Below are 22,520 nucleotides of genomic sequence, written 5' to 3' on the forward strand. Positions count from 1 at the left end.
TAATTGGTTTAAGGGTGCATTTTGTCGATAGCGAACAAATCTTTCGGTGAAGTGTAAATTTTGATAGATAAAGGAAAAAGACCAAGAACTATAAAGTGTCGGTGAGTGGTCTAGAATATACTTTGAACGGAATTTATTTTTAATAAAATTCAGTTGAAAATCAGCTCTTTGTATGTTCTAATGAGAAGGTGTTAGTACGATTTTATAACAACAAAAAGTCCTTTTCAATCTGAATTGAAAAGGACTTTTTTATATATAGACGCTCTCGCGGAATAGTTTCTTTATGTACGTTGCAAAACTAATTTTTAGACGTATGACCCACGTTAAATAAAAGTGAAATCTGGATTAATAAATATCGGGATTCTTGATAATATCTTGCGCTCTATTTTTAAGTTCTTGGAGCTCGTCTTTATCTTTCTTATGTAGTAAATTCATCATCATTGCCATACGGTTGTTATTGTTAAAATGCTCTTTTTTCTCATCTAAAAAGTTCCAGTACAACGAGTTAAAAGGACAAGCGTTTTCTCCTGTTTTTTTAGTGTGACTATAATCACATTTAGTGCAATAATTACCCATCTTATTGATGTAATTAGCGCTACTTACGTAAGGTTTTGTGGCTACGATACCGCCATCGGCAAACTGGCTCATTCCTCTAGTATTGGTGATTTCCACCCATTGGATGGCGTCTATATATACCCCTAAGTACCATTTGTCTACCTCATCCGGGTCTATTTGAGTTAAGAGGGCATAATTGCCTATAATCATTAAACGTTGAATATGATGGGCGTAGGCTTCGTCTAAACTTTGGCCTATGGCATGCTTCAGGCAGTTCATCTTTGTTTTTCCTGTCCAAAAGAAATCGGGTAGGGGATTCTTGTTCTCTAGACTATTCATCTGTGCATATTCCGGCATTTCTTTCCAATATATACCTCGCATATATTCTCGCCAGCCCAAGATTTGCCGTATAAAACCTTCTACCTGCGAGATATCTATTTGCGAGCTATGCTCATAGTAATGGTCCAGTACGGCGTTAATCACCTCTTTTGGAGCTATTATTTTGGCGTTCATGGCAAAGGAAAGTCGGGAATGGAATAAAAATTTCTCTTCCGTATGCAGCGCATCTTGATAATCGCCAAAGTGGACCAAGAGATTTTCACAGAAATAATGAAGTGTGGCCAAACAATCTTCTCTGCTAGTGGGCCAATTAAATTTGGTCGTATCAATTTCTCCAAACGATACTATGGCCGCACTATTAATTTCGTCAACTACTTTATGTGCATCTTGCCCAAAAGTTAATGCTTTTGGTATGCCCGGTGTGCCTTTCCACTTTTTACGGTTGCTATGGTCAAAATTCCATTTACCCCCTTCAGGTTGTCCGCCAACAATCATGATATCATGTTTTTTTCGCATCATACGATAAAAATTCTCCATGATCAATTGCTTTTTCCCTTCAAAAAAGTTTTTAAGTTCATAACGTGTGGTGTAAAAGTGTTCGGTGTCTACCGAAGCGGTTTTCGTTTTTAAGCGTTCGCAAATACCTTTTAACTGGCTGTCTAGACGGTATTCATCAGGTAATTGGTATTCGAATTTGGCTGCGCTCGTAGATTCAATATTTTTCTGTATAATTTTTTCTAAATCATGCAGATTGTTATTGTCACTAATTTTGTAGTATATAAAATGATGTCCCTTTTTAGACAGCTCATCGGAAAAGCTACGCATGGCCAGGAAAAATGCGGTAATTTTCTGTATATGATGTTTTACATAGTCAGTTTCCTGTCTCATTTCTGCCATGAGATACGTAACGTTTTCATCGACTTCATTGAACCAAGAATGGTTTTGGTTCAGTTGGTCACCAAGAATTAAGCGAAGTACTTTCACGAATATTAATTTTTTTAAATGTTTAGAACAAGGTTTCTTGTAACCATAGTTTTTGAAATTTACCATTAGCATCGTACATGCTAGCTTGTCTTGGAATATTGAATTTTCTGTTCCTAGGGTCATTTCCCACTCCGCTGTTGTACATCCAATTGCCCCAATTACTATGTACATCGTAATCAATGAGCATGCTTTCAAAATACGCCGCACCAATACGCCAATCTTGTTCAAGCTCTTTGGACCAAAAACTGGCTACGTTCTGCCGACCGCGATTACTCATCCATCCGGTTAGGGCAAGTTCCTTCATATTTGCGTTCACAAAGGGTTCTTTGGTATTTCCCTTAATCCAATTTTCTTTTGCGAGCCTAGCGTTATCCCAGTGATAATCCGCATTAAGAATGCCTCCAAGATGAAAAATCTTATTTTGATGTTTTAGGGAGACGTACTTAAAATAATCGCGCCAAATGAGTTCAAAAATAAGCCAATAGGTATCTTGGTTTTTTATGACCTCCTTTTCAAATTTTTTCACTTGCCAGTAAATAGTCCTCGCCGATATACTGCCGTTTGCCAACCAAGCCGAAAGTTTGGAACTGTAGTCCTTTCCGATTAGTCCGTTCCTGGTCTTTTTGTAGTGGGCTAGTTTCCCTGTTTCCCAGAAGTATGATGCTATGCGGTTATTGGCTTCATCCTCTCCTCCTTTAAAAGGAAATGCCGTGCGGGAATCCGTTGTAAAGTCCGATAATCCTAATTGAGCAAGCGTGGGTATTTTTGTGGTATTCGCTATGAAGTTGGTGGGGTTCTTTGACTCAGGGATTGGATATGTTGATTTAATTTGTGCATATTTTTCACATTTTTTCCTGAAGTTGGTAAATACCTCAGGTATATTTTCAAAGCTATCAAATGGTATGTCATCAGGGTGAAAAAGAAACTGCTGATAAGCCGTTTCAAAATTGACCAAAGCGGGAACATTTGCTATGACCGAATCAAAAACAGCATTTTCTTCAGAAGTCCACTCTTTTTGAAGAAAGATATTATTAATCTCGTTTTCCTTGACCAGTTTGGGAAGCACAACTTCCGGTTTATCATGAAACACGAAGAGGGTTACGTTTAGTTGTTTAAGATTGGCGCGTAGGTTGGCAATGGTCTCCATTAGGAACTTGGCACGGTATTTTTCTGTTTTTTTAAATCCAAAATTATCCGCCTCGTAATGCCTTGGGTCAAAACAATATACTGCTATAACATTATTGCCGTTCATAGCCTTGAGCAATGATTCATTATCAGTAACCCTAAGGTCATTCCTAAACCAGATGAGATTGTTCATTCTATATTATTTATCGGCTTTATCCGTTTTATTACTGCGACACCTCTTGCTGCAATATTTTACATGAGCCCAGTTCTTTTCCCACTTCTTTCTCCAATTAAAGGGTAGGCCACACGTAGCACAGGTTTTGCTAGGCAAGTCACTTTTTTTATAGCCCATCTAGTACGGAGCTTGTTTCTTGGTCCGGTTTGGCATAGGATAGTCTATCCAGAATTTTCGGTAAGGCATAGCCATCTAGCCCTATGTTCGTTACAGTATCCGCTTTGTCTAATTGTACCCAACCATCTTTATGAATAAGTTCTTCTGGTAGGTACAGGTGTTCTATTTTACCAATTATCAAAATGCACCCGTTCTCTTTTATTTCGTATTCATTTTCATAACTACAGCCTATCTTTATGGTACTTTCCTTTACGTAAGGTGCTTTAAAATCGTCTAAATATTCTTCGGAGAGTCCGGTTTTCGCAAATTCTGAAACTCCTTTGTCATATTTTGCCGCGGTTTGGTGCGCTTGCTTAAAGTTGTTCTTGGAAACTTGATTTACAGTGAAATATCCAGTTGCCTTAAAATTTTCATAGGTGTCCCTTCGCACGGTCAGTGGCCTTAACACAAAACCCAACATGGGCGGGTTGCTTCCAATATGTACTATAGAGTTGAAAATAGCCAAGTTGCTTTCCCCTTTCTCATTACAGGTAGCCAATAAATTTGAAGACCTATATCCGCTGCAACTATTTATAAGGTTCGCCTTGAATCTACTTTGAAGATTAGAAAAATGGACGGTATTAAAATGTTTCAAACGATTCTATTTTTGTTTATCAAATTTATAAAAAAGCTAAACATTTTAAAGTTAAATTTTACACAAATACGAACTGTCCATAGCGTTTTATAGTTCATTTTGTCCGTTTATATTTCTTATTTTAGCGATTGAACCAATCTAGGACATCACTCCATTTTCTATGAAACAGACCCCAAAGAACATAGCCATTATAGGATCCGGCCTAGTGGGTTCTTTACTTGCTATTTATCTGAGAAAATACGGCCATAGTATCACTGTTTTTGATCGTAGGCCAGATATAAGAGGGATAGAATTCTCCGGACGGTCCATCAATTTAGCCATGAGTAATAGGGGGTGGACAGCATTGGAGGAAGTGGGTATAGCAGAGGATATAAGAAAAATAGGTATTCCGCTCGATAAAAGGGCCATGCACGTAGTTGGCAAGGAAGAGTACTATCAAAAATACGGAAAAGAGGGGGAGGCCATTTGGTCTATCTCCAGAGGCGTTCTCAATAAAAGGATGATTGATTTAGCTGAAACGGCCGGCGTTCATTTCAGGTTTGAAGAAAAGGTTTGGGATATAGATTTGCCGGAAGCGAAAATTTATACGGGAGCTTCGGAAAAGAGTGAATGGAAATCATACCAATATGATATGGTTTTTGGGTGTGACGGAGCTTTTTCCCGGGTAAGGCATAAAATGCAACGAAGGAGCCGGTTTGATTATTCTCAAGATTTTATAGATGTAGGGTACAAGGAATTGACCATTCCGCCAAACACCGACGGAACTCATAAATTAGATAAACACTCTTTTCATATATGGCCAAGGGGCAAATTTATGCTTATTGCCATGCCTAATTTAGACGGTAGTTTTACCTGTACCCTGTTTCTTCCTTTTGAAGGGGACATCTCCTTTGAAAAGCTTACCACCAGAGCGGAGGCCAAGCATTTTTTTAAGACGTATTTCCCTAATGTCAGCAAGGATATAGAAAACTTAACGGAGGACTTTTTTAACAATCCCACAAGCGCCATGGTTACCATGAAGTGCTATCCTTGGACGTATTGGGACAAGGTGGCCTTAGTCGGTGATTCTGCCCATGCTGTGGTTCCCTTCTATGGACAAGGAATGAACGCTGGTTTTGAGGATATTTATAGTTTAAACAAAATCATTGGTAAATTTGGGGACGATTGGGAGGCTATTTTTAGAACCTACCAAGAGGAGCGGAAACCTAATGCCGATGCCATTGCAGAATTAAGCTATCGAAATTTTATAGAGATGAGCAGCAAAACGGCTGATAGCAATTTTTTATTACAAAAGAAGATTGAAAAGCATTTTGCCGCTAAATACCCAGATAAATGGATTCCTGTGTACTCCCGTGTTACTTTTTCTAATAGGCCTTACGCTGAAGCCTTGTCCATTGGGGACAACCAAGAATTGATTATGAAGCAGATTATGCAAATCCCAAATATCGCCGACATTTGGGATTCGATGGAGGTTGAAAATAAGATTTTGGATTTATTATCTTAATCTTTCATTTCTGCCCTTCGCATTGGCATACCATCAATGAGCTCAAAAATAGTTTCCGCTTTAACGGGGTAAGGTTCCTTGAATTTTACGCCTCCATCTTTACCCAGTAAAATAATACCGTCAAAAGAAGATTCAATAGGGCGGCTACTCTTTAATCGAAGACGTACTCCGTCGCAATTGAAGAACGCACCTTTTGAGTACACAAAGAGCAGTAGTGCCCGCTCCTTAACCTCTTTTTCTAACGATTTAAAAACTTGTATTGCGGATTTTGCTTTGATAAGCTTTTGGTCACTATCGGCAAAGATGAGTATCCTGTTTGTCCATTTAAAATCGGCCATATCTTGTGAGTATAGCATAAAGCAAATAGCATAAATGATTGTGAAACAAAAAGTCTTTTTGGAATGCATGTACATTAATATAAATAAAAAAGCCATCTTTTTAAAGATGGCTTAACTATTAAATTTTCTATGCTCTTATAATTTAGCGAACATCTTTTGCATTTTTTCTGATTCTTCTTCCGCCAAAGCAGGGTCAACCAAAATTCTACCACTGTGTTCGTCCGTGATTATTTTCTTACGAGAAGCAATTTCTACTTGTACTTGAGGCGGTATTGTAAAAAATGAACCCCCAGAAGCTCCTCTTTCGATGGGAACAACCGCCAGGCCGTTTTTAACGTTATTACGTATGCGGGCGTAGGCCTTCACCAAGCGTTCTTCTATTTTATCTTGGAATTTTATTGATTCTTCCAATAGTGCTTTTTCTTCTTTCTCGGTTTCTGCAAGAATAGCATCTAGCTCTCCTTTTTTATGTTTAAGATGTGCCTCGCGTTCGCTTAAACGCTCCTTTGTTTCAGAAATAACCTCTTTCTTTTGGTCTATCTGAGCTTTGAATTCCTTGATGTTTTTTTCAGCTAGTTGTATTTCCAACTCCTGAAATTCTAGTTCTTTACTAATAGAGTTGAATTCTCTACTGTTACGGACATTTTTCTGCTGCTCCGTGTATTTCTTGATTAAAGCTTTTGCTTCCTCGATTAGATTTTTCTTAGCACCTATTTCAAAATTGATAGTTTCTAAATCGGTTTTAAGTTTATCCATTCTAGTTTTTAGGCCTAGGACGTCATCTTCCAAATCTTCAACTTCCAAAGGTAACTCACCGCGAACGTTGCGTATTTCATCTACTCTAGAGTCAATTAATTGCAGGTCATATAAAGCTCTTAATTTTGCTTCTACAGATGAATCTTCTTTTTTTGCCATACTTAAAAATACTTGATAGGATTTGTTATACTTTCCGATAAACGGATTGCAAAATTAGGAATTTTTTTTGTAAGATAATCAACTAATAGCGTTTTTGTAAACTGCTCAGTTTCAAAGTGTCCAATATCCGCAATTACCATTTGTTTTTCCGCTTCGTAAAATTGATGGTATTTTATGTCGGCCGTGACAAATACATCTGCCTTGGCTCGCTTTGCCGCACGTATTGCGAACGCTCCGCTACCTCCTAGAATAGCAACTTTTTTGATAGGCTTCCCAAGGAACTCGGAATGTCTTACGACCGATGCGTTCATTTTGTCCTTAAGAAAGGTCATGAAAGCTTCTTCGGTTTGTGGCTCGTCTAGTTCACCTATCATCCCCATACCAATATGTTGGTTGGTGTTTTCCAGTGTTGTCACTTCATAAGCTACTTCCTCATAAGGATGGTTCTCTTTTAGGGAAGTTAAAATCTTATGCTCGTTCATTTTTGGATAAGTAAGAGATATCATTACCTCTTCTTCGATATGTGTTTTTCCTTTTTCTCCTTTTAGCGGATTGGTGTTTTCTCCAGGCCTAAAACTTCCTTTGCCTATAGTTGTAAAACTACAGTTGTCGTAGTTGCCAATAGTGCCAGCTCCTGCTTTAAATAATTCTTCTCGTAGTTGGTCTGCGGCGGCGATAGGTACGTAGGTGACCAATTTTTTGATCGTTCCTAATTGAGGAATTAATATTTGTCTATTTTCTAATCCTAAAACTTCGCAAATTTTTGCATTTACACCATTAAAAGAATTGTCTAAGGCCGTATGAGGAGCGTAAATGGCTATATCGTTCCTAATGGCTTTTAAAACCGTACGCTCCACGTAATTTCTACCAGTCAGTTTTTTTAGCCCTTCAAAAATTATTGGGTGAAAGCTTATGATAAGGTTACAGTGGTTCGCGATCGCTTCATCGACAACGTGCTCCAAGGTGTCAAGGGTTACCAGTATGCCGTTGACCTTCATATCTTTGTCACCAACGAGAAGGCCCACATTATCGAAGTCCTCTGCATAATCTAGTGGGGCCAGGTCTTCTAATATTTCTATAACGCCATTTACTGTCATTTTCAATAAAATATAAGGTCATCAAAGATAAAATATTATATTTTCGTTCTGATGCAACTGTTGAGAAAACTTCTTTTTCCCATTTCCTTGATTTATGCCCTGGTTGTACGTGTTAGGAACCTATTCTATGATAGAGGCCTATTTAAATCAACAAGCTATGAAACACCCATAATTTGCGTTGGTAACCTCAGTGTTGGTGGTACCGGTAAGACGCCCATGGTAGAGTTTTTGATTAGAAGACTCCAAAAGGAAAATAAGTTGGCCGTATTGAGCAGAGGGTATAAACGTAAAACATCAGGTTTTATAATAGCAAACACCAATACAGAGGTCGAGGATATTGGTGATGAACCCTTTCAGATATTTAATAAATTTCAAAACGTAAGTGTTGCGGTGGATGCCGATAGAAGAAACGGCATAGCTCGCCTTGATAAAACAGTTAATCCAGATATTATTATACTGGACGATGCTTTTCAACATAGACGCGTAAAGCCTTCACATAACATTTTACTTACTGCATATAACAATTTATATGTAAATGATTGGTACCTACCCACTGGCGATTTGAGGGATAGTAAATATGCTTCCCAAAGAGCGGATTTAATCGTCATAACCAAGTGTCCTGCTTCTATTTCTAAAAAGGAGAAAAATACGTTACGGTCACAAATTAACCCAAAAGCACATCAGAAGGTTTTATTCTCTTATTTGGAGTATGATAGTAAACTGTATAGCGGAAAAGGCGAAATTTATTTAGAGTCGCTCAAGGATAAAAAAGTTACCCTTGTCACGGGCATTGCCAATCCACAACCATTATATCAATACGTAGTAACCAAAGGGTTGAGAGTAGAGCACTTGTCATTTGCAGACCATCATTTTTTTACGGAAAATGAGCTGAAGTCGTTAAGGGCAAAAAGTATAATCATTACTACAGAAAAGGATTATATGCGTTTGGCTGGCAAGATTGAGAACCTTTACTATCTACCGATAAAACATGCTTTTTTTCCAGAAGATGCGACTGTAATAGAAAAGTATTTGAGTGCAATTACGAAGTAGAGTTCTGAATTTTCTTATCAAAAATGTTCTCCCCTATTTTTTGATAGAAAATTTCTGGTTTAAAAGGTTTGGTGACTACATCGTTACATCCTGCGGCGTAAAAACTCTCCAAACTATCATCCAATGAAATAGCCGTAAGCGCTATAATCGGGGTTTGTTGGTCAAACTCACGTATTTGTATCGTTGCCTCTTCGCCACTGATTCCAGGCATGTGGATGTCCATTAAAATGGCATCATAAACATTTTCCTTTGCAAGCACAACGGCCTCTTCGCCATTGCTGGCAATATCACTGGTGATATCTTTTTTGGTAAGCATTTTCTTGGTGATAACCTGGTTAATTTTGTTGTCCTCAACAATCATTAAATGTAGACCTTTAAAATCGTAATCTCTCTGTGTAATTTCGAAATCAACGGTATCAACAAGGTCTTCCAAGCTCTTCATGTCCACTTCAAAGAAAAAAGAACTGCCCTCGCCAAGGCTACTTTTGAGCTGAATTTTACTACCGAACAGTTTTAACAAGCTTTTTACGATAGTAAGGCCAAGACCAGTACCTCCATATTCCCTGTTTATCTGAATAGAGCCCTGTTCAAACCCTTCAAAAATACTTTGCTGTTTTTCTTTGGAAATACCGATACCGTCATCTTTAACCTCAAAATAGATTTTTACCTCCTCGTATTCTTTTTTTAGCAGTTTGGCAATTACGGTTACCTCTCCGTCTTTGGTGAATTTTATAGCGTTCCCTATAAGATTCATAAAAACTTGGGACAGCTTTAGAGGGTCACTCATCAAGTGGCTCGGAATGTCCGCGTCGTAATCCAGTATTATTTGTGTGTTGTTGGCTTTGGCGCTTTGCTGGAGGGAATCAATTACTTCATTGATAATCTTTTTCAAATTGAACTCCATGTTCAATGGCTCTAGCTTATTGGCATCAATTTTATTAATGTGAAGAATATCGTTGATGAAGTTCAAAAGATAATCTCCAGAAAATTTTAATGCCTTCAGATGTTCTTTTTGATGGTCGGATGGATTTTCCTCTAAGAGTAAATGTGTAAGACCCGTTACCGCATACAATGGGGTTCTAAGCTCATGACTAACCGTGGACAAAAAGTTGGTTTTAGCTTCCATGGCCTGGACCGCCCCATCCCTAGCAACCTGAAGTTCTTTATTTTTGGTTTGTAAGAGATCGTTTGTTTTTAATTTTATCTGGTTGTTGCGATATAGGGAAACCGCCAAAAGTGTTATGATTATAAGGAAGGCTGAGGTTAATATTGCTGTTATTTCAGACCTGTTTTGAGACTCGGTCAGTTCTTGGATTTTATCTTCCTGTCTTATGATTTCCTCTGTTTTAAAATCATCCCGTATTTTATCGGCCGTCTTTGCTTCCAGTTTCAACTTTTCAATATTGAATATGGAATCTTTTATTTCAAGCAGATTTCTATTGTTCGCTAAGGACTTATTGTACAGTCCTAATTTCTCATATACTTTTGTCAAGAGTTCATTAGCTTCTCTGATTTCCATAAAAAAGCCATTCTTATTGGCCAATTCCAATGCATTTTCACCATTTTTTGCACTTTCTTCGAAATCTTCGGTACTTAGACCAAGTTCTGCAAGTCCAAGATAAGCTTGCGTGGATAGGTAGTCTTTCTCGTAGATGTCTGTATTTACGACAAGTGAGTTTAAATTTTTTGAAGCACTCTCATACTTTTCCAAATTCATGTAAACTCGAGCTTCCGTCAAGAGAATGTTATTGAAAAAATTACGGTCATTATTTAATTGTTTGGCCTCATTGAGCATAAAAAGGGCCTGAAAATTCTGATTGCTACGGTAAAGCAAAATAGCCTCTATGTACTTGTGTATGGCATCTCCATATGGGTAGGCAATATCTTTTAGGAGTACACTAGCTCTATCCCAATAAAACTGGGTGTCGGCTTCCTTTTCTAATTTTAGGTATAAGAGCGCTAGCTCATGGTAACTGTCTATAAGCGACTTGATATCTTCGTTTTTCTCTGCCTCCTCCGAAGCCTTATCCAAAGTTTCTAAAGCTTGATCTATCTTATTCTGGTTCCTTAATTTTCGAGCTTCGTTGAAGTAGGGGGAAATATCCTTGTACGGAATGGAATCTTGTGCGTAAAACGGGACTGCCATTACCGTGAGTAACAGTAGTAAAATAAAATTTCTAAGGCTTTTATGTAATGAAGAGAATTTCAAATGTATTCTTTGTTGTTCATAAAATGTATCAGGTCAATAATTCTACTGCTGTAGCCAGTTTCATTATCGTACCAGCCTATAATCTTAACCATTTTTCCTATTACGGACGTCATCTGAGAATCAAACGTACAAGAATGGGAACTATTGTTTATATCAATAGATACTATAGGGTCTTCCGTATAATATAATATATTTTTCAATTCGTTTTCTGCCGACTTTTCAAAAGTATCATTTATTTCCTTAATAGTAATATTCCTTTTTACATTGAAAGTAATATCTGTCAAAGAACCATTAGGGACAGGAACCCGGATACCACAGCCACCGATTACATCTGCTAAATCTGGAAAAATGCGGGTTAAGGCCTTAGCTGCTCCCGTGGTAGTAGGAACTATGGATTGAGATGCCGCTCTGGCCCTCCTTAAATCCCGATGCGGTTGATCGTGCAAACTTTGATCGCTCGTGTAAGAGTGAATTGTTGTAATATAAGCCTGTTCTATACCACATAGATCATTGATGACTTTTATCATTGGCGCCGCATTGTTCGTGGTACACGAGGCGTTTGATAGTATTGCATCTTCCTTTGTTATGGTATTCTCATTAATGCCATAAACAATCATTTTAATGGCCTCGTCCACAGGTGGAACTGATAATATAACTTTCTTAGCACCATTTTTTAAATGAAAGTCCAAACTTTCCCTTGTTTTGAATTTACCCGAACATTCTACAACTATATCAACCTTTTGATGGCTCCAATTTATCTCTTTGGGGTGGTTATGATTGGTAAGTTTTATCGCTTTTTTTTCTAGAATGATGTGTTCTTCATCAAAAGAGATGGACGAATTCATGATACCATGGATGCTATCGTATTTCAATAAATGTGATAGTGTTTTGGAATCCGCCAAATCATTAATGGCCACCACGTTGAGATTAGGGTGATGCTGAATGAGTCTAAACAATGTACGGCCTATACGACCAAAGCCATTAATACCTATGTTAACTGTTCCCATGGCATAAAATTAAGGCTTTAAAAGCAGCTAAAGGCTTTAAATATTAAACTTGACGGGTATTCGAATCTTAATGAATATGTTTATGTGCCTTGTAGGAAGAACGCACTAAGGCACCGCTTTCTACATGTCTAAAACCCATTTCTAAGCCTATTGTCTCGTATTTCTTAAATTGTTCAGGAGTAATAAATTCTTTTACGGGCAAGTGTTTTTTTGAGGGTTGTAAATATTGCCCAATGGTGACGATGTCCACATTAGCCTTTCGTAAATCTTGCATGGTAGCAATTACTTCTTCCTCTAATTCACCAAGGCCCAACATAATACCAGATTTTGTCCTATTGATACCACTAGCTTTTAAATAGCGCAAGACTTCAAGACTACGTTCGTATTTGGCCTGTATACGCACTTCTCTCGTAAGCCTCTTTACGGTCTCCATGTTGTGGGAAACCACTTCTGGTGCTACGGCCACAATACGGTCTATATGTCTTTCTATACCTTGAAAATCTGGGATGAGTGTCTCTAGCGTCGTGTCCGGATTCATTCTTCTAATGGCCTTTACGGTTTCAGCCCAAATAATGGATCCCATATCCTTAAGGTCGTCCCGGTCAACAGAGGTGATTACGGCATGTTTTATGCCCATTATTTTAATGGAGCGTCCTACCTTTTCAGGTTCTGCCCAATCCACATCTTCCGGTCTTCCGGTCTTAACACCACAAAAGCCACAAGAACGGGTACATATGTTACCCAGTATCATAAACGTAGCTGTGCCCTCTCCCCAACACTCGCCCATATTGGGGCAACTTCCAGAAGTACAGATGGTGTGCAAATCATACTTTTCCACCAACCCTCTTAGTTGGGTATATTTTTTACCTGTAGGAAGTTTTACCCTTAGCCATTTTGGTTTTCCTTTGGGGGGAGCTACATTTTCTTTTACTGCTACGGACATACCTAATTTTTGTACAAATATACGAACTAAATTGTACCTATGCGGGTTGAAGGGGGGTGACTGATTCGAACAAAAATGAAGTTTTTTGTTGGTCGGTATCAAGATTATTTTCTGCTTCTAATAATTTCAGCAAGCAATTTTTTGGCTCTTAACAATTTTACTTTAACATTGTTCATGGGTTCATTGAGTTTGTCCGCTATATCGGCATAACTCAGTTCATTGAAGAACCTTAGGTTTATCACTTCTTGGTAATGCGGTTTAAGCTTTTTTATGTCCCGTAGCAGATTCGCTAAATTCTGTTCTTGAATAAGTCGGTCTTCCATGGATGGCGCGTTATCCAGTACTTTTCGAATGGCTTCGCCGCTGCCGCTAGTATTTAGGACGCTCCTTTTTCTTTTACGTACAAGATCTATATGAATGTTTTTGGAAATGGCTATGAGCCAAGTCTTGAATACGTAAGCGTCGTCGTATGTATTAATCTTGTCAAAAGCTTTGGAGAATGTCTGTATGGTGATGTCTTCGGCGTCATTTTCGTTCTCTGTGCGCTTTAATTGAAAACCGTAGACATCGTTCCAAAAAGCATCTAAAAGTTTACTAAAGGCTATTTGGTTGCCTTTTTTTGCTTTCGCGATAATGTCGTCCAGAACTTCCTTATTGTCCAATCAGAAAATGTTAATATGCCATTATGAGTTTAGTAGGCTTAAGCCATAGCCAGGTTTTAGGCTACAATATCTTTTTTACAGTCCTGCTCACTGGGAAGTTTTCCGCACATGCCGCAGGCTTCACCATCCTTATTTAGGAAAGGGCTTTGGCTTGCGCAAGTGCCTGCGAATTTCCCGTCTTTCTTTGCCCATAATTTTATGGCTATACCAGAAAATGCAAGTGCCAAAAGACCAATGGTGAGAAGAATAAGTTTCATAAACTGAAATTTTTAACAAAGATAAAAAAATAAAGCCCCGAACAGGGGCTTTATGATTACTTTAATATGTGGGTTCTAGTAAGAGATGTTCGCAACTATATTGTCTACGGTAGGATTTAGATTTCCACCTTCGGGTTCAATGGTGATGTAGCTAACCGCATTTTCAGCATATGGAAGCGCCATTAGATTTTGACCGTTCGCAGCTTCTTGAATTATGCCTAGGTTCAACATTTCCCCGTTGACTTCCGCCCACATCTGAAAACACTGGTTCTCTGGTAGATTAGGAAGTTTGCTTACGTTGATATAAGAAAGCTTCTTTACAGGGTTAATGTAGGCAACAGCTTTTAGTTCCTTGGCTTTTCTGTTACCATTTACATTATATTTTTTTGTCTGGGGATTGTTAAGCACAATAAATTGGTTCCTAACATCCTCTAACTGCTGTTTCATGTCCGCTTCTAAAAGTTTTATTTTATTGCTAACAACAGTATTTTCTTCTTGCAGATTCTGATTCTGGTTGTAGAAGAAATAAGAGGCACTTGCAAACATTACTGCCGCCACACTTGCCGCAATAGCATATCTGAAGAATTTTTTTCTTCCGTTTCTCTCGGTCCTAATCCTTGCTACAATCTTTTCCTTAAGTCCCTCTGGAGACTTTATAGCATGCAATTTCGCAAAGGTCTCCAAATTATCCTGAAGCTCGTTATATGTATTCCTAACTTCGGGATACATGGCTATATATTGCTCTACACGCAAGGTTTCCATCTCCGTGGTATTCCCTAAAAGGTATTTTTCCAGTAAGTCGGACTCTAGGAATGCTTTTATTTTTTCTTTCATTGTACTAAATTTAATAAGAGTGCTAGCATAGCCGGACCATAAATCTTGCCTAATTCTCTTAGTCCTATCTTTAATCTGGACTTTATGGTTCCTAATGGAATGTCCAATTCGTCACTAGCTTCTTGTTGCGTCATACCTTGAAAAAATAATGCTTCTAACACTATTTGGTACTTTTCTTCAATCTTTTCTAAATTCTCCTGAATGTCCATTAATTCTGGTCGTGTACTTTCTACACCTAAGGTATATACGTCAGAAACATCAATTTGGATTTCCTTATCGGATTTTGTGTTTACACTCCTAAGTTTATCTATAGCGGTGTTTCTAGTAATTCTGAACAACCATGTAAATAGTTTGGCTTTAGAAGGGTCATAGGAGTCTGCCTTCTTCCATATTTTCACGAAACTCTCTTGGAGCACATCTTGGGCCAGTTCTTGATCCCGAACTACTTTATTGGCTACACCTAGTAACGTATCACCATAATTATCATATAGTAACGCAATGGCTTTGTCATTGCGCTCTTGCAATAATTCAACGATATGTTTTTCAAGTAGTGTACTCATAATGTAAAGATGTGCCTAAAGTTTTTTAGGACAAACATCCAAACGGCTTTGTCTCTTCGTATATGGATAAACGCTAATTTATAAAATTGATTGTTAAAGAAGCGTTTACTAAAAATATATATCTCATAAGTGATCAGCTGGTAACTGCTCACTTAGTTTTTGGTTAGTTTGGTTTGGTATAACCCTCGTAATTCTGTTGCGAGGGTTATTTTATGATATTAACTTCAGGTTGAATACTAATTCCAAATCTAGCATATACTTCCTTGATAATGGTATGGGCCAGGTCTAGAATTTCTTTTCCGGAGGCACTGTCATAGTTTACCAGTACAAGGGCCTGTTTAGTGTGTACACCGGCGTCGCCAAGGCGTTTGCCCTTAAGACCGCACTGTTCAATAAGCCAACCTGCCGGTATTTTAAAGGCTGATTCGGAAACTTTGTAAAAAGGTGCTGCGGAGTGTTTTTCAATAAAACGTTCAAATTCACTTTTGGTAATGATCGGGTTCTTGAAGAAACTGCCGCTATTCCCCAGTTTCTTAGGGTCTGGTAGTTTACTATTTCTTATGGTAATTACGGCGTTGGAAATATCTTTTATAGTAGGGTTGAGGATATTTCTTTTTTGCAACTCGTCCTCAATAGCGCCATAACCCGTGTTCAGTTTATGATTTTTTTTGCTCAGTTCAAAAGTTACTGCGGTAATTACGAAGGCATCTCTACCTTCTGATTTGAAAAAGGATTCTCGGTAACCGAATTTACAGTCCTCTTTGGAAAATTCTTTTATTTCCTGATTGTTTCGGTCCATTGCTTCGCAAGAGACAAAAGTATCCTTAAGTTCAACGCCATACGCTCCAATATTTTGAACAGGTGCGGTACCTGTATTGCCCGGTATGAGCGACATATTTTCTAGTCCGCCAAAATCTTGCTCCAGCGTCCAAAGTACCACTTGGTGCCAGTTTTCACCGGCCATAACTTTGATTTTTACGTGATTGGCATTCTCAGAAATAATTTCTTTTCCTTTAATGTTCACATGGATCACCAAAGCCTTAATGTCATTGACTAGAAGCATATTACTACCTCCACCCAGAATAAATTTTTCTGGATAATCTGCTAATTGTAATGCAATACGTAACTCTTCCACACTTGTAACCTCAACAAAAAACTGTGCCCTGGCGTCAATTCCAAAAGTGTTGAAGTTTTTTAAGGAAAAATCTTTTTTGATTTGCATTATCCAATGTAACTTTTTAAAGCCTCTCCTAAAATATGAACGGCTCTTTTAAGACTTTCTTGGTCTAGAACGTAAGCAATTCTAATTTGATTTTTTCCCAGTCCCGGTGTAGCGTAAAAGCCAGCTGCTGGGGCCACCATGACCGTTTCATTATTTACCCTAAAATCTTCTAGAAGCCATTGTGCAAAATCATCGGCATCTTCTATAGGCAGTTCCGCAATACAATAAAATGCACCATTTGGTTTTGCTACTTTAACCCCATTCAATTTCTTTAGTTCAGCAATCAACAAATCCCTTCTGGAGACATATTCCTCAATAACATCGTCAAAATAGCTTTGCGGAGTTTCCAAGGCCGCCTCGCTTGCAATTTGGGCGTAGGTGGGAGGCGAAAGACGTGCCTGACCAAATTTTAAGGCCGTTTTTATGACCTCTTTATTTTTTGATACTAAAAATCCTATTCTTGCCCCACACATACTATATCTCTTTGAAACGGAATCTACTATGATGGCATGATCGTCCAATCCCTCCTCTTGCAAGATGGAATAGTGCGACGCGTTGTCATAGGTAAACTCCCTATATACTTCATCTGCAATAAGAAATAAATCATGTTTTTTTACGATTTCCGCTAGTTTTTGAATCTCCTCTTTGCTGTACAGGTAACCCGTTGGGTTACCGGGATTGCAGATTAGTATCGCTTTGGTCTTAGGGGTTATCAATTTTTCGAAATCCGCAATAGGAGGAAGTGCAAAATTATCTTCAAGTTTTGATTCAACGGGGACAACCTTTACCCCAGCAGCGGTTGCAAACCCATTATAATTGGCGTAAAAAGGCTCCGGTATAATTATTTCATCCTCGGCATCTGCAATCGAGGCCATAGCGAAGGAAAGAGCTTCGGAACCACCTGTGGTTACAATAATATCACTGGCATTAACCATAATCTCGTTTCGCTGGTAGTAAGCTGCTATCTTGGTTCGGTATGCTTCCGAGCCTTCCGTTCTGCTGTATTCCAAAACGCTAAGCGTATTGTTCTTTACAGCGTCCAGTGCAATCTGCGGTGTTTTAATATCAGGTTGACCGATATTCAGGTGAATGACCTTAGCTCCTTTTTTCTTTGCATTTTCGGCATAGGGAACTAGCTTTCTGATGGGCGACTCTGGCATGGAACGCCCTTTCTGGGAAACGGATGGCATAAACTTTAATTTTTAACAAAAGTGGTAAATCATAGTGGATCTTACAATAGTAGTGAGGTTTATTTGTCCGGTAACCACAGAACTGTTAAAACGCCGTGATGTAAGGAAAAATATTGTAACTTGAAGAGAGTTAATCAATTGGATAATAAGATGTCAACACATTCTTCGCGGCTACAGCTATTGTTTGTTCTGTGCTTTCCACTACTTTTCTTTTCCCAAAACTACGAGATGGTGAAGGGACAGCAGGTAGAAAAAATTAAATTTGAGTTGATCAATAATTTAATGGTCGTGCCAATTGAGGTCAACGGAACAAAATTGTCCTTTATTATGGATTCCGGTGTAGGGACGCCAATTTTATTTAATCTAGCCGACCAAGATTCCATTCAACTTAAAAATGTTTCAGAAATCACCATAAATGGTCTCGGTGAGGGAGACCCCATAAGTGCACTTAGTTCTAGCGGTAATTTTTTTAACCTCGGAAACATTAGAAATTTTGCTCAAAAATTGTATGTTGTAATGGATGGTGGAATTAATTTTTCTCCTAGTTTAGGCGTACCTATTCATGGTATTATTGGTTATGATCTTTTTAAGGATTTTGTGGTAGATATCAATTATGTCCATAAAAGTATCCGATTTTACGATCCTGAGGATTATACGTATAAATCAACAAAAAAATCCAACACCTTACCCATTGATATTATTAATAAGAAGGCATATTTGGCGGCAGAGGTAGCTTTAAGGAATGAAGAGCGTTTTGATGTTAAACTTTTGTTGGACACCGGAAGTAGCGATGCCGTTTGGTTATTCGAGGATGAAGATTTAAGTGTTCCTAAAGAATATTATGAAGATTTTTTGGGAAAAGGACTTGCGGGCGATATTTATGGTAAAAGAACCAGGATCAACCACTTAAGGATAGGGAACTATCAATTGGATGATGCGAAAGCAGCTTTTCCAGATATGGTCACCTTCAGTTCTATTAAAAATCTTGGGGATCGGAATGGTAGTCTAGGAGGAGAAGTTTTAAGACGCTTTAATATCATTTTCGATTATCGGAATAGGAAAATTACACTGAAAAAGAATAGTAATTTTAAGAAGCCTTTTCGGTATAACATAAGTGGTATAGACTTGCAGCATGCCGGTGTAAGGTATGTGTCCGAACGTATTGCCAATACCAATGGTGTTATGTTCAGTAACGAAAGGAAGTACGGTGATGTTAAGATTTTATTGGAACATGCTACCAAACTCAGTGTTGTGCCAGAAATTGTAGTTTCTGCAATACGGGCGGGTAGCCCAGCACATAGCGCGGGTTTAAAGGAAGGAGATGTTATTTTAGCCGTGAATGGAAAAAGAATCCACCGTTATAAACTTCAAGAAGTTTTACAGATGTTAAACGACAAGCAAGGTAAGCGGGTTAAAGTGCTTATCGAAAGGTCGGACAATGACCTGCTCTTCAGCTTTGTTTTAAAAGACCTTTTTAAATAAAATAGCCCGGCAGAACCGGGCTATTATTTTTTATGTGAAAGATGTAAATTATTTACCGCTAACGGTAGCTTTAATTTCTCCTTTTATCTTTAAAACTTTTGTAGGTGTATCAGCGTTCGATATTACGGTGATGGCCTTTCTAATAGGACCTACACGGTTGGTATCGTACTTCACCTGTATTTCACCAGTTTTACCAGGTAAAATAGGAGCTTCGGGCTTTTTAGGTATGGTACAACCACAACTAGAACTTACCTTGCTAATGATTAGAGGAGCTGTTCCCGTGTTCGTAAATTCAAATACACGCACACCATCAGAACCTTTTGCTATTTCCCCATAGTCAACGGTCTCTGTCTTAAACTCGATTTTGGCGGCCGTATCCTGTGCTGTCGCAGTAAATCCGACTAGACCAACAAATAATAAAAGTACTATTTTTTTCATCATTTTAATTTTTGAGCGAATTTCAAAATTAAATCTTTTCAGTTCAACCTCAAAATCCTTTTGTTATACTCTAACGTTACTTATTTTTGTTTCGTATTTAATTTTAGGTAAAAAAGAAGCTGAAAGCGATATTTAACAAATCTTTTCGGCTTTGTTTTTTAGTCCTTACCCCTTTAATTCAAAAACTATTCCAAAAAATGGAAATCCCTTCAAAATATGAGCCTCACGAGGTAGAGAACAGATGGTACAACTATTGGATGAAAAATAACTTCTTTCATTCTACGCCAGATAATAGGACGCCTTACACCATCGTTATTCCACCACCAAATGTTACAGGGGTGTTGCATATGGGGCATATGTTAAACAATACCATCCAAGACGTATTGATCCGTAGAGCCCGTTTAATGGGTAAGAATGCCTGCTGGGTGCCCGGCATGGACCATGCATCAATAGCCACTGAGGCTAAGGTCGTTGCCAAATTGAAAGCGGAAGGAATAGCTAAATCGGACTTATCTCGAGAAGAATTTTTAAAGCATGCTTGGGATTGGACGGATGAATATGGAGGCGTAATTCTAGACCAATTAAAAAAGTTAGGCTGTTCCTGTGATTGGAACAGGACAAAATTCACTATGGATGACGATATGTCAGCTTCCGTAATAAAGGTTTTTGTCGATTTATACAAAAAAGGGCAGATATACAGGGGCCACAGGATGGTTAATTGGGATCCGGAAGCACAAACTACACTATCTGACGAAGAAGTAATTTATGAGGAAAAGCAGGGATTACTCTATTATCTGGAATACCAATTAGAGGGCTCGGAAGAAAAGGTGACCATTGCCACCACAAGACCCGAAACTATTTTGGGTGATACCGCGATCTGTATTAACCCAAACGACGAAAGGTTTCAGCATTTGAAAGGTAAAAAAGCTGTTGTACCCATTTGCGGTAGGGTCATTCCTATAATCGAGGACGAGTATGTTGATATTGAATTTGGAACGGGATGCCTTAAAGTAACACCCGCACATGATATTAACGATAAGTCTTTAGGAGAAAAGCACAATCTTGAAACTATAGATATTTTCAATGATGATGCCACACTGAACAGTTTTGGACTGCACTACCAAGGAAAGGATAGATTTGTAGTACGTAAAGAAATCGCTAAAGAACTCAAAGAAAAAGGCTTCTTGGTTAAAACGGAGACGCATATTAATAAAGTAGGTACTTCTGAGCGAACCAAAGCGGTAATAGAACCTAAACTTTCGGATCAGTGGTTTCTTAGAATGGAAGACTTGGCAAAACCAGCTTTGGATGCGGTAATGACCAGCAAGGAAGTAAAACTTTTCCCAAAGAAATTTGAGAATACCTACCGCCATTGGATGGAAAATATACGGGATTGGAATATTTCTCGTCAACTATGGTGGGGACAGCAAATTCCTGCATATTATTTTGGTGACGGTCAAGAAGATTTTGTAGTTGCCGAAAATGAGGATGAGGCGTTGAAGTTGGCACAAGCTAAAAATCCAAATATTAAAAAAACGGATTTACGCCAGGATGAAGATGTACTAGATACTTGGTTTTCTTCATGGTTATGGCCCATTAGTGTCTTTGGCGGAATTTTAGAGCCCGAGAATGAAGAGATTCAATATTATTACCCAACAAACGATTTGGTGACCGGTCCGGATATTCTGTTTTTCTGGGTAGCACGGATGATTGTTGCAGGGTATGAATATCGAGAAGAACGACCTTTTGAGAACGTTTATTTTACCGGATTGGTAAGGGATAAGCAGCGAAGAAAAATGTCCAAATCCCTTGGCAACTCTCCAGATGCCTTAAAGCTAATAAGCGATTACGGTGCCGATGGCGTTCGGGTCGGATTACTTCTAAGTTCGGCCGCTGGTAACGATTTAATGTTCGATGAAGACCTCTGCCAGCAAGGAAAGAATTTTGCCAATAAGATTTGGAACGGGTTTCGCCTGCTAAAGGGATGGGAAATCTCGGATTTGCCACAGCCTGAGGCCTCTAAATTAGCATTGGACTGGTACACTTCAAAGTTCAATGAAACTTTGGTTGAAATTGAAGATCATTTTAGCAAATACCGTATTTCCGATGCATTAATGAGTATCTACAAATTGGTATGGGACGATTATAGTTCTTGGTTGCTAGAACTCATAAAACCGGCCTACCAACAACCCATTGACAAAACAACTTTTGACGCGGTAATCCGGCTTTTTGAACAGAACTTAAAGCTGTTACATCCCTTTATGCCTTTCCTTACCGAGGAAGTCTGGCAGCATATTGCTGTAAGAACTCCTGAGGAGGCATTAGTAGTAGCGGAATGGCCCAAGGTATCGCAGTCCGATAAAAGCTTAATTTCAGAATTTGATTTTGCCGCAGAGGTCATTTCCGGAATCAGAACTATCAGAAAGGAAAAGAATATTCCTATGAAGGAAGCTTTGGAGCTTTCTGTATTGAACCAAGAAAAAGTAGCTTCCAAATGGGATGCCGTCATCTGTAAACTGACCAACGTCTCTAAGGTTTCTTATATAGATAGTCCGCTAGAAGGTGCACTTACCTTTCGTGTAAAATCTAACGAGTACTTTATACCTATTGCCGGAAACATTGATATTGATGCGGAAATAGCCAAGATAAAAGAAGAGCTGAAGTATACGGAGGGTTTTCTAAAATCGGTTCAGAAAAAATTATCCAATGAGCGTTTTGTGAATAATGCCCCGGAGCAGGTCGTTGGTATCGAAAAGAAGAAGGCAGCCGATGCCGAGGCAAAAATTGAAACGTTAAAGAAGAGTCTGGCAAATTTAAGTTAAT

Annotated in this window: 21 protein-coding genes; 4 read left to right on the forward strand and 17 right to left on the reverse strand. The window is 38.5% G+C overall.

All coding sequences use genetic code 11. The annotated features are described in order from the left end of the window. Positions 1-345: 345 nt before the first annotated feature. Genes EJ994_RS01220 through EJ994_RS01235 form a run of 4 tightly spaced genes read right to left on the reverse strand, consistent with a single transcriptional unit; the run spans position 346 to position 3,989 of the window. Positions 346-1,878 (reverse strand): cryptochrome/photolyase family protein, encoded by a 1,533-nt coding sequence (locus EJ994_RS01220; RefSeq protein ID WP_241240825.1) that lies wholly within the window; start codon positions 1,876-1,878, stop codon positions 346-348. Positions 1,879-1,900: 22 nt separating this feature from the next. Further along, positions 1,901-3,196, reverse strand: a complete 1,296-nt coding sequence (locus EJ994_RS01225) for a DASH family cryptochrome (protein ID WP_126590855.1) — start codon at positions 3,194-3,196, stop codon at positions 1,901-1,903. Positions 3,197-3,202: 6 nt separating this feature from the next. Continuing rightward, on the reverse strand, positions 3,203-3,355 hold the full coding sequence (locus tag EJ994_RS01230; RefSeq protein ID WP_126590856.1) for a DUF2256 domain-containing protein: 153 nt from the start codon (positions 3,353-3,355) through the stop codon (positions 3,203-3,205). Further along, the gene (locus EJ994_RS01235; RefSeq protein WP_126590857.1) at positions 3,345-3,989 is read right to left on the reverse strand and encodes a flavin reductase family protein; all 645 of its coding nucleotides are present in this window, start codon (positions 3,987-3,989) and stop codon (positions 3,345-3,347) included. The genes EJ994_RS01230 and EJ994_RS01235 overlap by 11 nt, the downstream gene beginning before the upstream one ends. A 160-nt stretch (positions 3,990-4,149) precedes the next feature. Between EJ994_RS01235 and EJ994_RS01240 the strand changes: the two genes are divergently transcribed. Further along, a complete protein-coding gene (locus tag EJ994_RS01240) occupies positions 4,150-5,493 on the forward strand; it encodes an FAD-dependent oxidoreductase (RefSeq protein ID WP_126590858.1) in 1,344 nt (447 codons plus the stop codon). Here EJ994_RS01240 and EJ994_RS01245 read toward each other — a convergent pair. From EJ994_RS01245 to EJ994_RS01255, 3 genes are all read right to left on the reverse strand, one after another. Then, positions 5,490-5,849 (reverse strand): DUF4174 domain-containing protein, encoded by a 360-nt coding sequence (locus EJ994_RS01245; RefSeq protein ID WP_164721413.1) that lies wholly within the window; start codon positions 5,847-5,849, stop codon positions 5,490-5,492. The two genes, EJ994_RS01240 and EJ994_RS01245, sit on opposite strands and share 4 nt — an antisense overlap. A 117-nt stretch (positions 5,850-5,966) precedes the next feature. Beyond that, positions 5,967-6,746 (reverse strand): zinc ribbon domain-containing protein, encoded by a 780-nt coding sequence (locus tag EJ994_RS01250; RefSeq protein WP_099575187.1) that lies wholly within the window; start codon positions 6,744-6,746, stop codon positions 5,967-5,969. Positions 6,747-6,748: 2 nt separating this feature from the next. Continuing rightward, positions 6,749-7,843 carry a Nif3-like dinuclear metal center hexameric protein gene (locus EJ994_RS01255; RefSeq protein WP_126590860.1) on the reverse strand — a complete coding sequence of 365 codons (1,095 nt, stop codon included), beginning with the start codon at positions 7,841-7,843 and terminating at the stop codon, positions 6,749-6,751. A 51-nt stretch (positions 7,844-7,894) separates the two neighbouring features. On the opposite strand from EJ994_RS01255, the gene lpxK reads away from it, so the two are divergent. Then, positions 7,895-8,893, forward strand: coding sequence for a tetraacyldisaccharide 4'-kinase (lpxK, locus tag EJ994_RS01260; RefSeq protein ID WP_126590861.1), 999 nt, complete (start codon positions 7,895-7,897; stop codon positions 8,891-8,893). On the opposite strand, the gene EJ994_RS01265 is transcribed toward lpxK, so the two are convergent. The 9 genes from EJ994_RS01265 to EJ994_RS01305 form a co-directional block, all read right to left on the reverse strand. Next, positions 8,883-11,039, reverse strand: a complete 2,157-nt coding sequence (locus EJ994_RS01265) for an ATP-binding protein (protein WP_126590862.1) — start codon at positions 11,037-11,039, stop codon at positions 8,883-8,885. The genes lpxK and EJ994_RS01265 overlap by 11 nt on opposite strands. 59 nt (positions 11,040-11,098) lie before the next feature. Further along, positions 11,099-12,109, reverse strand: a complete 1,011-nt coding sequence (gene gap, locus EJ994_RS01270; protein ID WP_126590863.1) for a type I glyceraldehyde-3-phosphate dehydrogenase — start codon at positions 12,107-12,109, stop codon at positions 11,099-11,101. Between the two features lie 67 nt (positions 12,110-12,176). Continuing rightward, the gene (gene lipA / locus EJ994_RS01275) at positions 12,177-13,052 is read right to left on the reverse strand and encodes a lipoyl synthase (protein ID WP_126590864.1); all 876 of its coding nucleotides are present in this window, start codon (positions 13,050-13,052) and stop codon (positions 12,177-12,179) included. Between the two features lie 104 nt (positions 13,053-13,156). Further along, the gene (locus EJ994_RS01280) at positions 13,157-13,714 is read right to left on the reverse strand and encodes an RNA polymerase sigma factor (protein ID WP_126590865.1); all 558 of its coding nucleotides are present in this window, start codon (positions 13,712-13,714) and stop codon (positions 13,157-13,159) included. Positions 13,715-13,770: 56 nt separating this feature from the next. Further along, a complete protein-coding gene (locus EJ994_RS01285) occupies positions 13,771-13,971 on the reverse strand; it encodes a membrane or secreted protein (RefSeq protein WP_099574571.1) in 201 nt (66 codons plus the stop codon). Between the two features lie 75 nt (positions 13,972-14,046). Further along, on the reverse strand, positions 14,047-14,805 hold the full coding sequence (locus tag EJ994_RS01290) for an anti-sigma factor (RefSeq protein ID WP_126590866.1): 759 nt from the start codon (positions 14,803-14,805) through the stop codon (positions 14,047-14,049). Continuing rightward, positions 14,802-15,365, reverse strand: coding sequence for an RNA polymerase sigma factor (locus tag EJ994_RS01295; RefSeq protein ID WP_099574569.1), 564 nt, complete (start codon positions 15,363-15,365; stop codon positions 14,802-14,804). Before EJ994_RS01295 ends, EJ994_RS01290 begins: the two co-directional genes overlap by 4 nt. A 205-nt stretch (positions 15,366-15,570) precedes the next feature. Then, positions 15,571-16,587 carry a UDP-N-acetylmuramate dehydrogenase gene (gene murB, locus EJ994_RS01300; protein ID WP_126590867.1) on the reverse strand — a complete coding sequence of 339 codons (1,017 nt, stop codon included), beginning with the start codon at positions 16,585-16,587 and terminating at the stop codon, positions 15,571-15,573. Beyond that, positions 16,587-17,777 carry a pyridoxal phosphate-dependent aminotransferase gene (locus EJ994_RS01305; RefSeq protein ID WP_126590868.1) on the reverse strand — a complete coding sequence of 397 codons (1,191 nt, stop codon included), beginning with the start codon at positions 17,775-17,777 and terminating at the stop codon, positions 16,587-16,589. The genes murB and EJ994_RS01305 overlap by 1 nt, the downstream gene beginning before the upstream one ends. 120 nt (positions 17,778-17,897) lie before the next feature. On the opposite strand from EJ994_RS01305, the gene EJ994_RS01310 reads away from it, so the two are divergent. Next, positions 17,898-19,259 carry a PDZ domain-containing protein gene (locus EJ994_RS01310; protein WP_241240826.1) on the forward strand — a complete coding sequence of 454 codons (1,362 nt, stop codon included), beginning with the start codon at positions 17,898-17,900 and terminating at the stop codon, positions 19,257-19,259. A gap of 48 nt (positions 19,260-19,307) precedes the next feature. On the opposite strand, the gene EJ994_RS01315 is transcribed toward EJ994_RS01310, so the two are convergent. Beyond that, on the reverse strand, positions 19,308-19,700 hold the full coding sequence (locus tag EJ994_RS01315) for a DUF1573 domain-containing protein (RefSeq protein ID WP_126590869.1): 393 nt from the start codon (positions 19,698-19,700) through the stop codon (positions 19,308-19,310). Between the two features lie 194 nt (positions 19,701-19,894). Between EJ994_RS01315 and EJ994_RS01320 the strand changes: the two genes are divergently transcribed. After that, the gene (locus tag EJ994_RS01320) at positions 19,895-22,519 is read left to right on the forward strand and encodes a valine--tRNA ligase (RefSeq protein WP_126590870.1); all 2,625 of its coding nucleotides are present in this window, start codon (positions 19,895-19,897) and stop codon (positions 22,517-22,519) included. The last annotated feature ends 1 nt before the right edge of the window (position 22,520 follow it).

The sequence above is a fragment of the Maribacter sp. MJ134 genome, from assembly GCF_003970695.1.
GTDB lineage: Bacteria > Bacteroidota > Bacteroidia > Flavobacteriales > Flavobacteriaceae > Maribacter.

Excerpts from the sequence above, each read along its gene's own strand:
- EJ994_RS01225 (WP_126590855.1), bottom strand. The coding sequence starts at position 3,196 with ATGAACAATCTCATCTGGTTTAGGAATGACCTTAGGGTTACTGATAAT.
- EJ994_RS01230 (WP_126590856.1), bottom strand. The coding sequence starts at position 3,355 with ATGGGCTATAAAAAAAGTGACTTGCCTAGCAAAACCTGTGCTACGTGT.
- EJ994_RS01240 (WP_126590858.1), top strand. The coding sequence starts at position 4,150 with ATGAAACAGACCCCAAAGAACATAGCCATTATAGGATCCGGCCTAGTG.
- EJ994_RS01245 (WP_164721413.1), bottom strand. The coding sequence starts at position 5,849 with ATGCTATACTCACAAGATATGGCCGATTTTAAATGGACAAACAGGATA.
- EJ994_RS01250 (WP_099575187.1), bottom strand. The coding sequence starts at position 6,746 with ATGGCAAAAAAAGAAGATTCATCTGTAGAAGCAAAATTAAGAGCTTTA.
- EJ994_RS01255 (WP_126590860.1), bottom strand. The coding sequence starts at position 7,843 with ATGACAGTAAATGGCGTTATAGAAATATTAGAAGACCTGGCCCCACTA.
- lpxK (WP_126590861.1), top strand. The coding sequence starts at position 7,895 with ATGCAACTGTTGAGAAAACTTCTTTTTCCCATTTCCTTGATTTATGCC.
- EJ994_RS01265 (WP_126590862.1), bottom strand. The coding sequence starts at position 11,039 with ATGGCAGTCCCGTTTTACGCACAAGATTCCATTCCGTACAAGGATATT.
- gap (WP_126590863.1), bottom strand. The coding sequence starts at position 12,109 with ATGGGAACAGTTAACATAGGTATTAATGGCTTTGGTCGTATAGGCCGT.
- lipA (WP_126590864.1), bottom strand. The coding sequence starts at position 13,052 with ATGTCCGTAGCAGTAAAAGAAAATGTAGCTCCCCCCAAAGGAAAACCA.
- EJ994_RS01285 (WP_099574571.1), bottom strand. The coding sequence starts at position 13,971 with ATGAAACTTATTCTTCTCACCATTGGTCTTTTGGCACTTGCATTTTCT.
- EJ994_RS01290 (WP_126590866.1), bottom strand. The coding sequence starts at position 14,805 with ATGAAAGAAAAAATAAAAGCATTCCTAGAGTCCGACTTACTGGAAAAA.
- EJ994_RS01295 (WP_099574569.1), bottom strand. The coding sequence starts at position 15,365 with ATGAGTACACTACTTGAAAAACATATCGTTGAATTATTGCAAGAGCGC.
- murB (WP_126590867.1), bottom strand. The coding sequence starts at position 16,587 with ATGCAAATCAAAAAAGATTTTTCCTTAAAAAACTTCAACACTTTTGGA.
- EJ994_RS01305 (WP_126590868.1), bottom strand. The coding sequence starts at position 17,777 with ATGCCATCCGTTTCCCAGAAAGGGCGTTCCATGCCAGAGTCGCCCATC.
- EJ994_RS01315 (WP_126590869.1), bottom strand. The coding sequence starts at position 19,700 with ATGATGAAAAAAATAGTACTTTTATTATTTGTTGGTCTAGTCGGATTT.
- EJ994_RS01320 (WP_126590870.1), top strand. The coding sequence starts at position 19,895 with ATGGAAATCCCTTCAAAATATGAGCCTCACGAGGTAGAGAACAGATGG.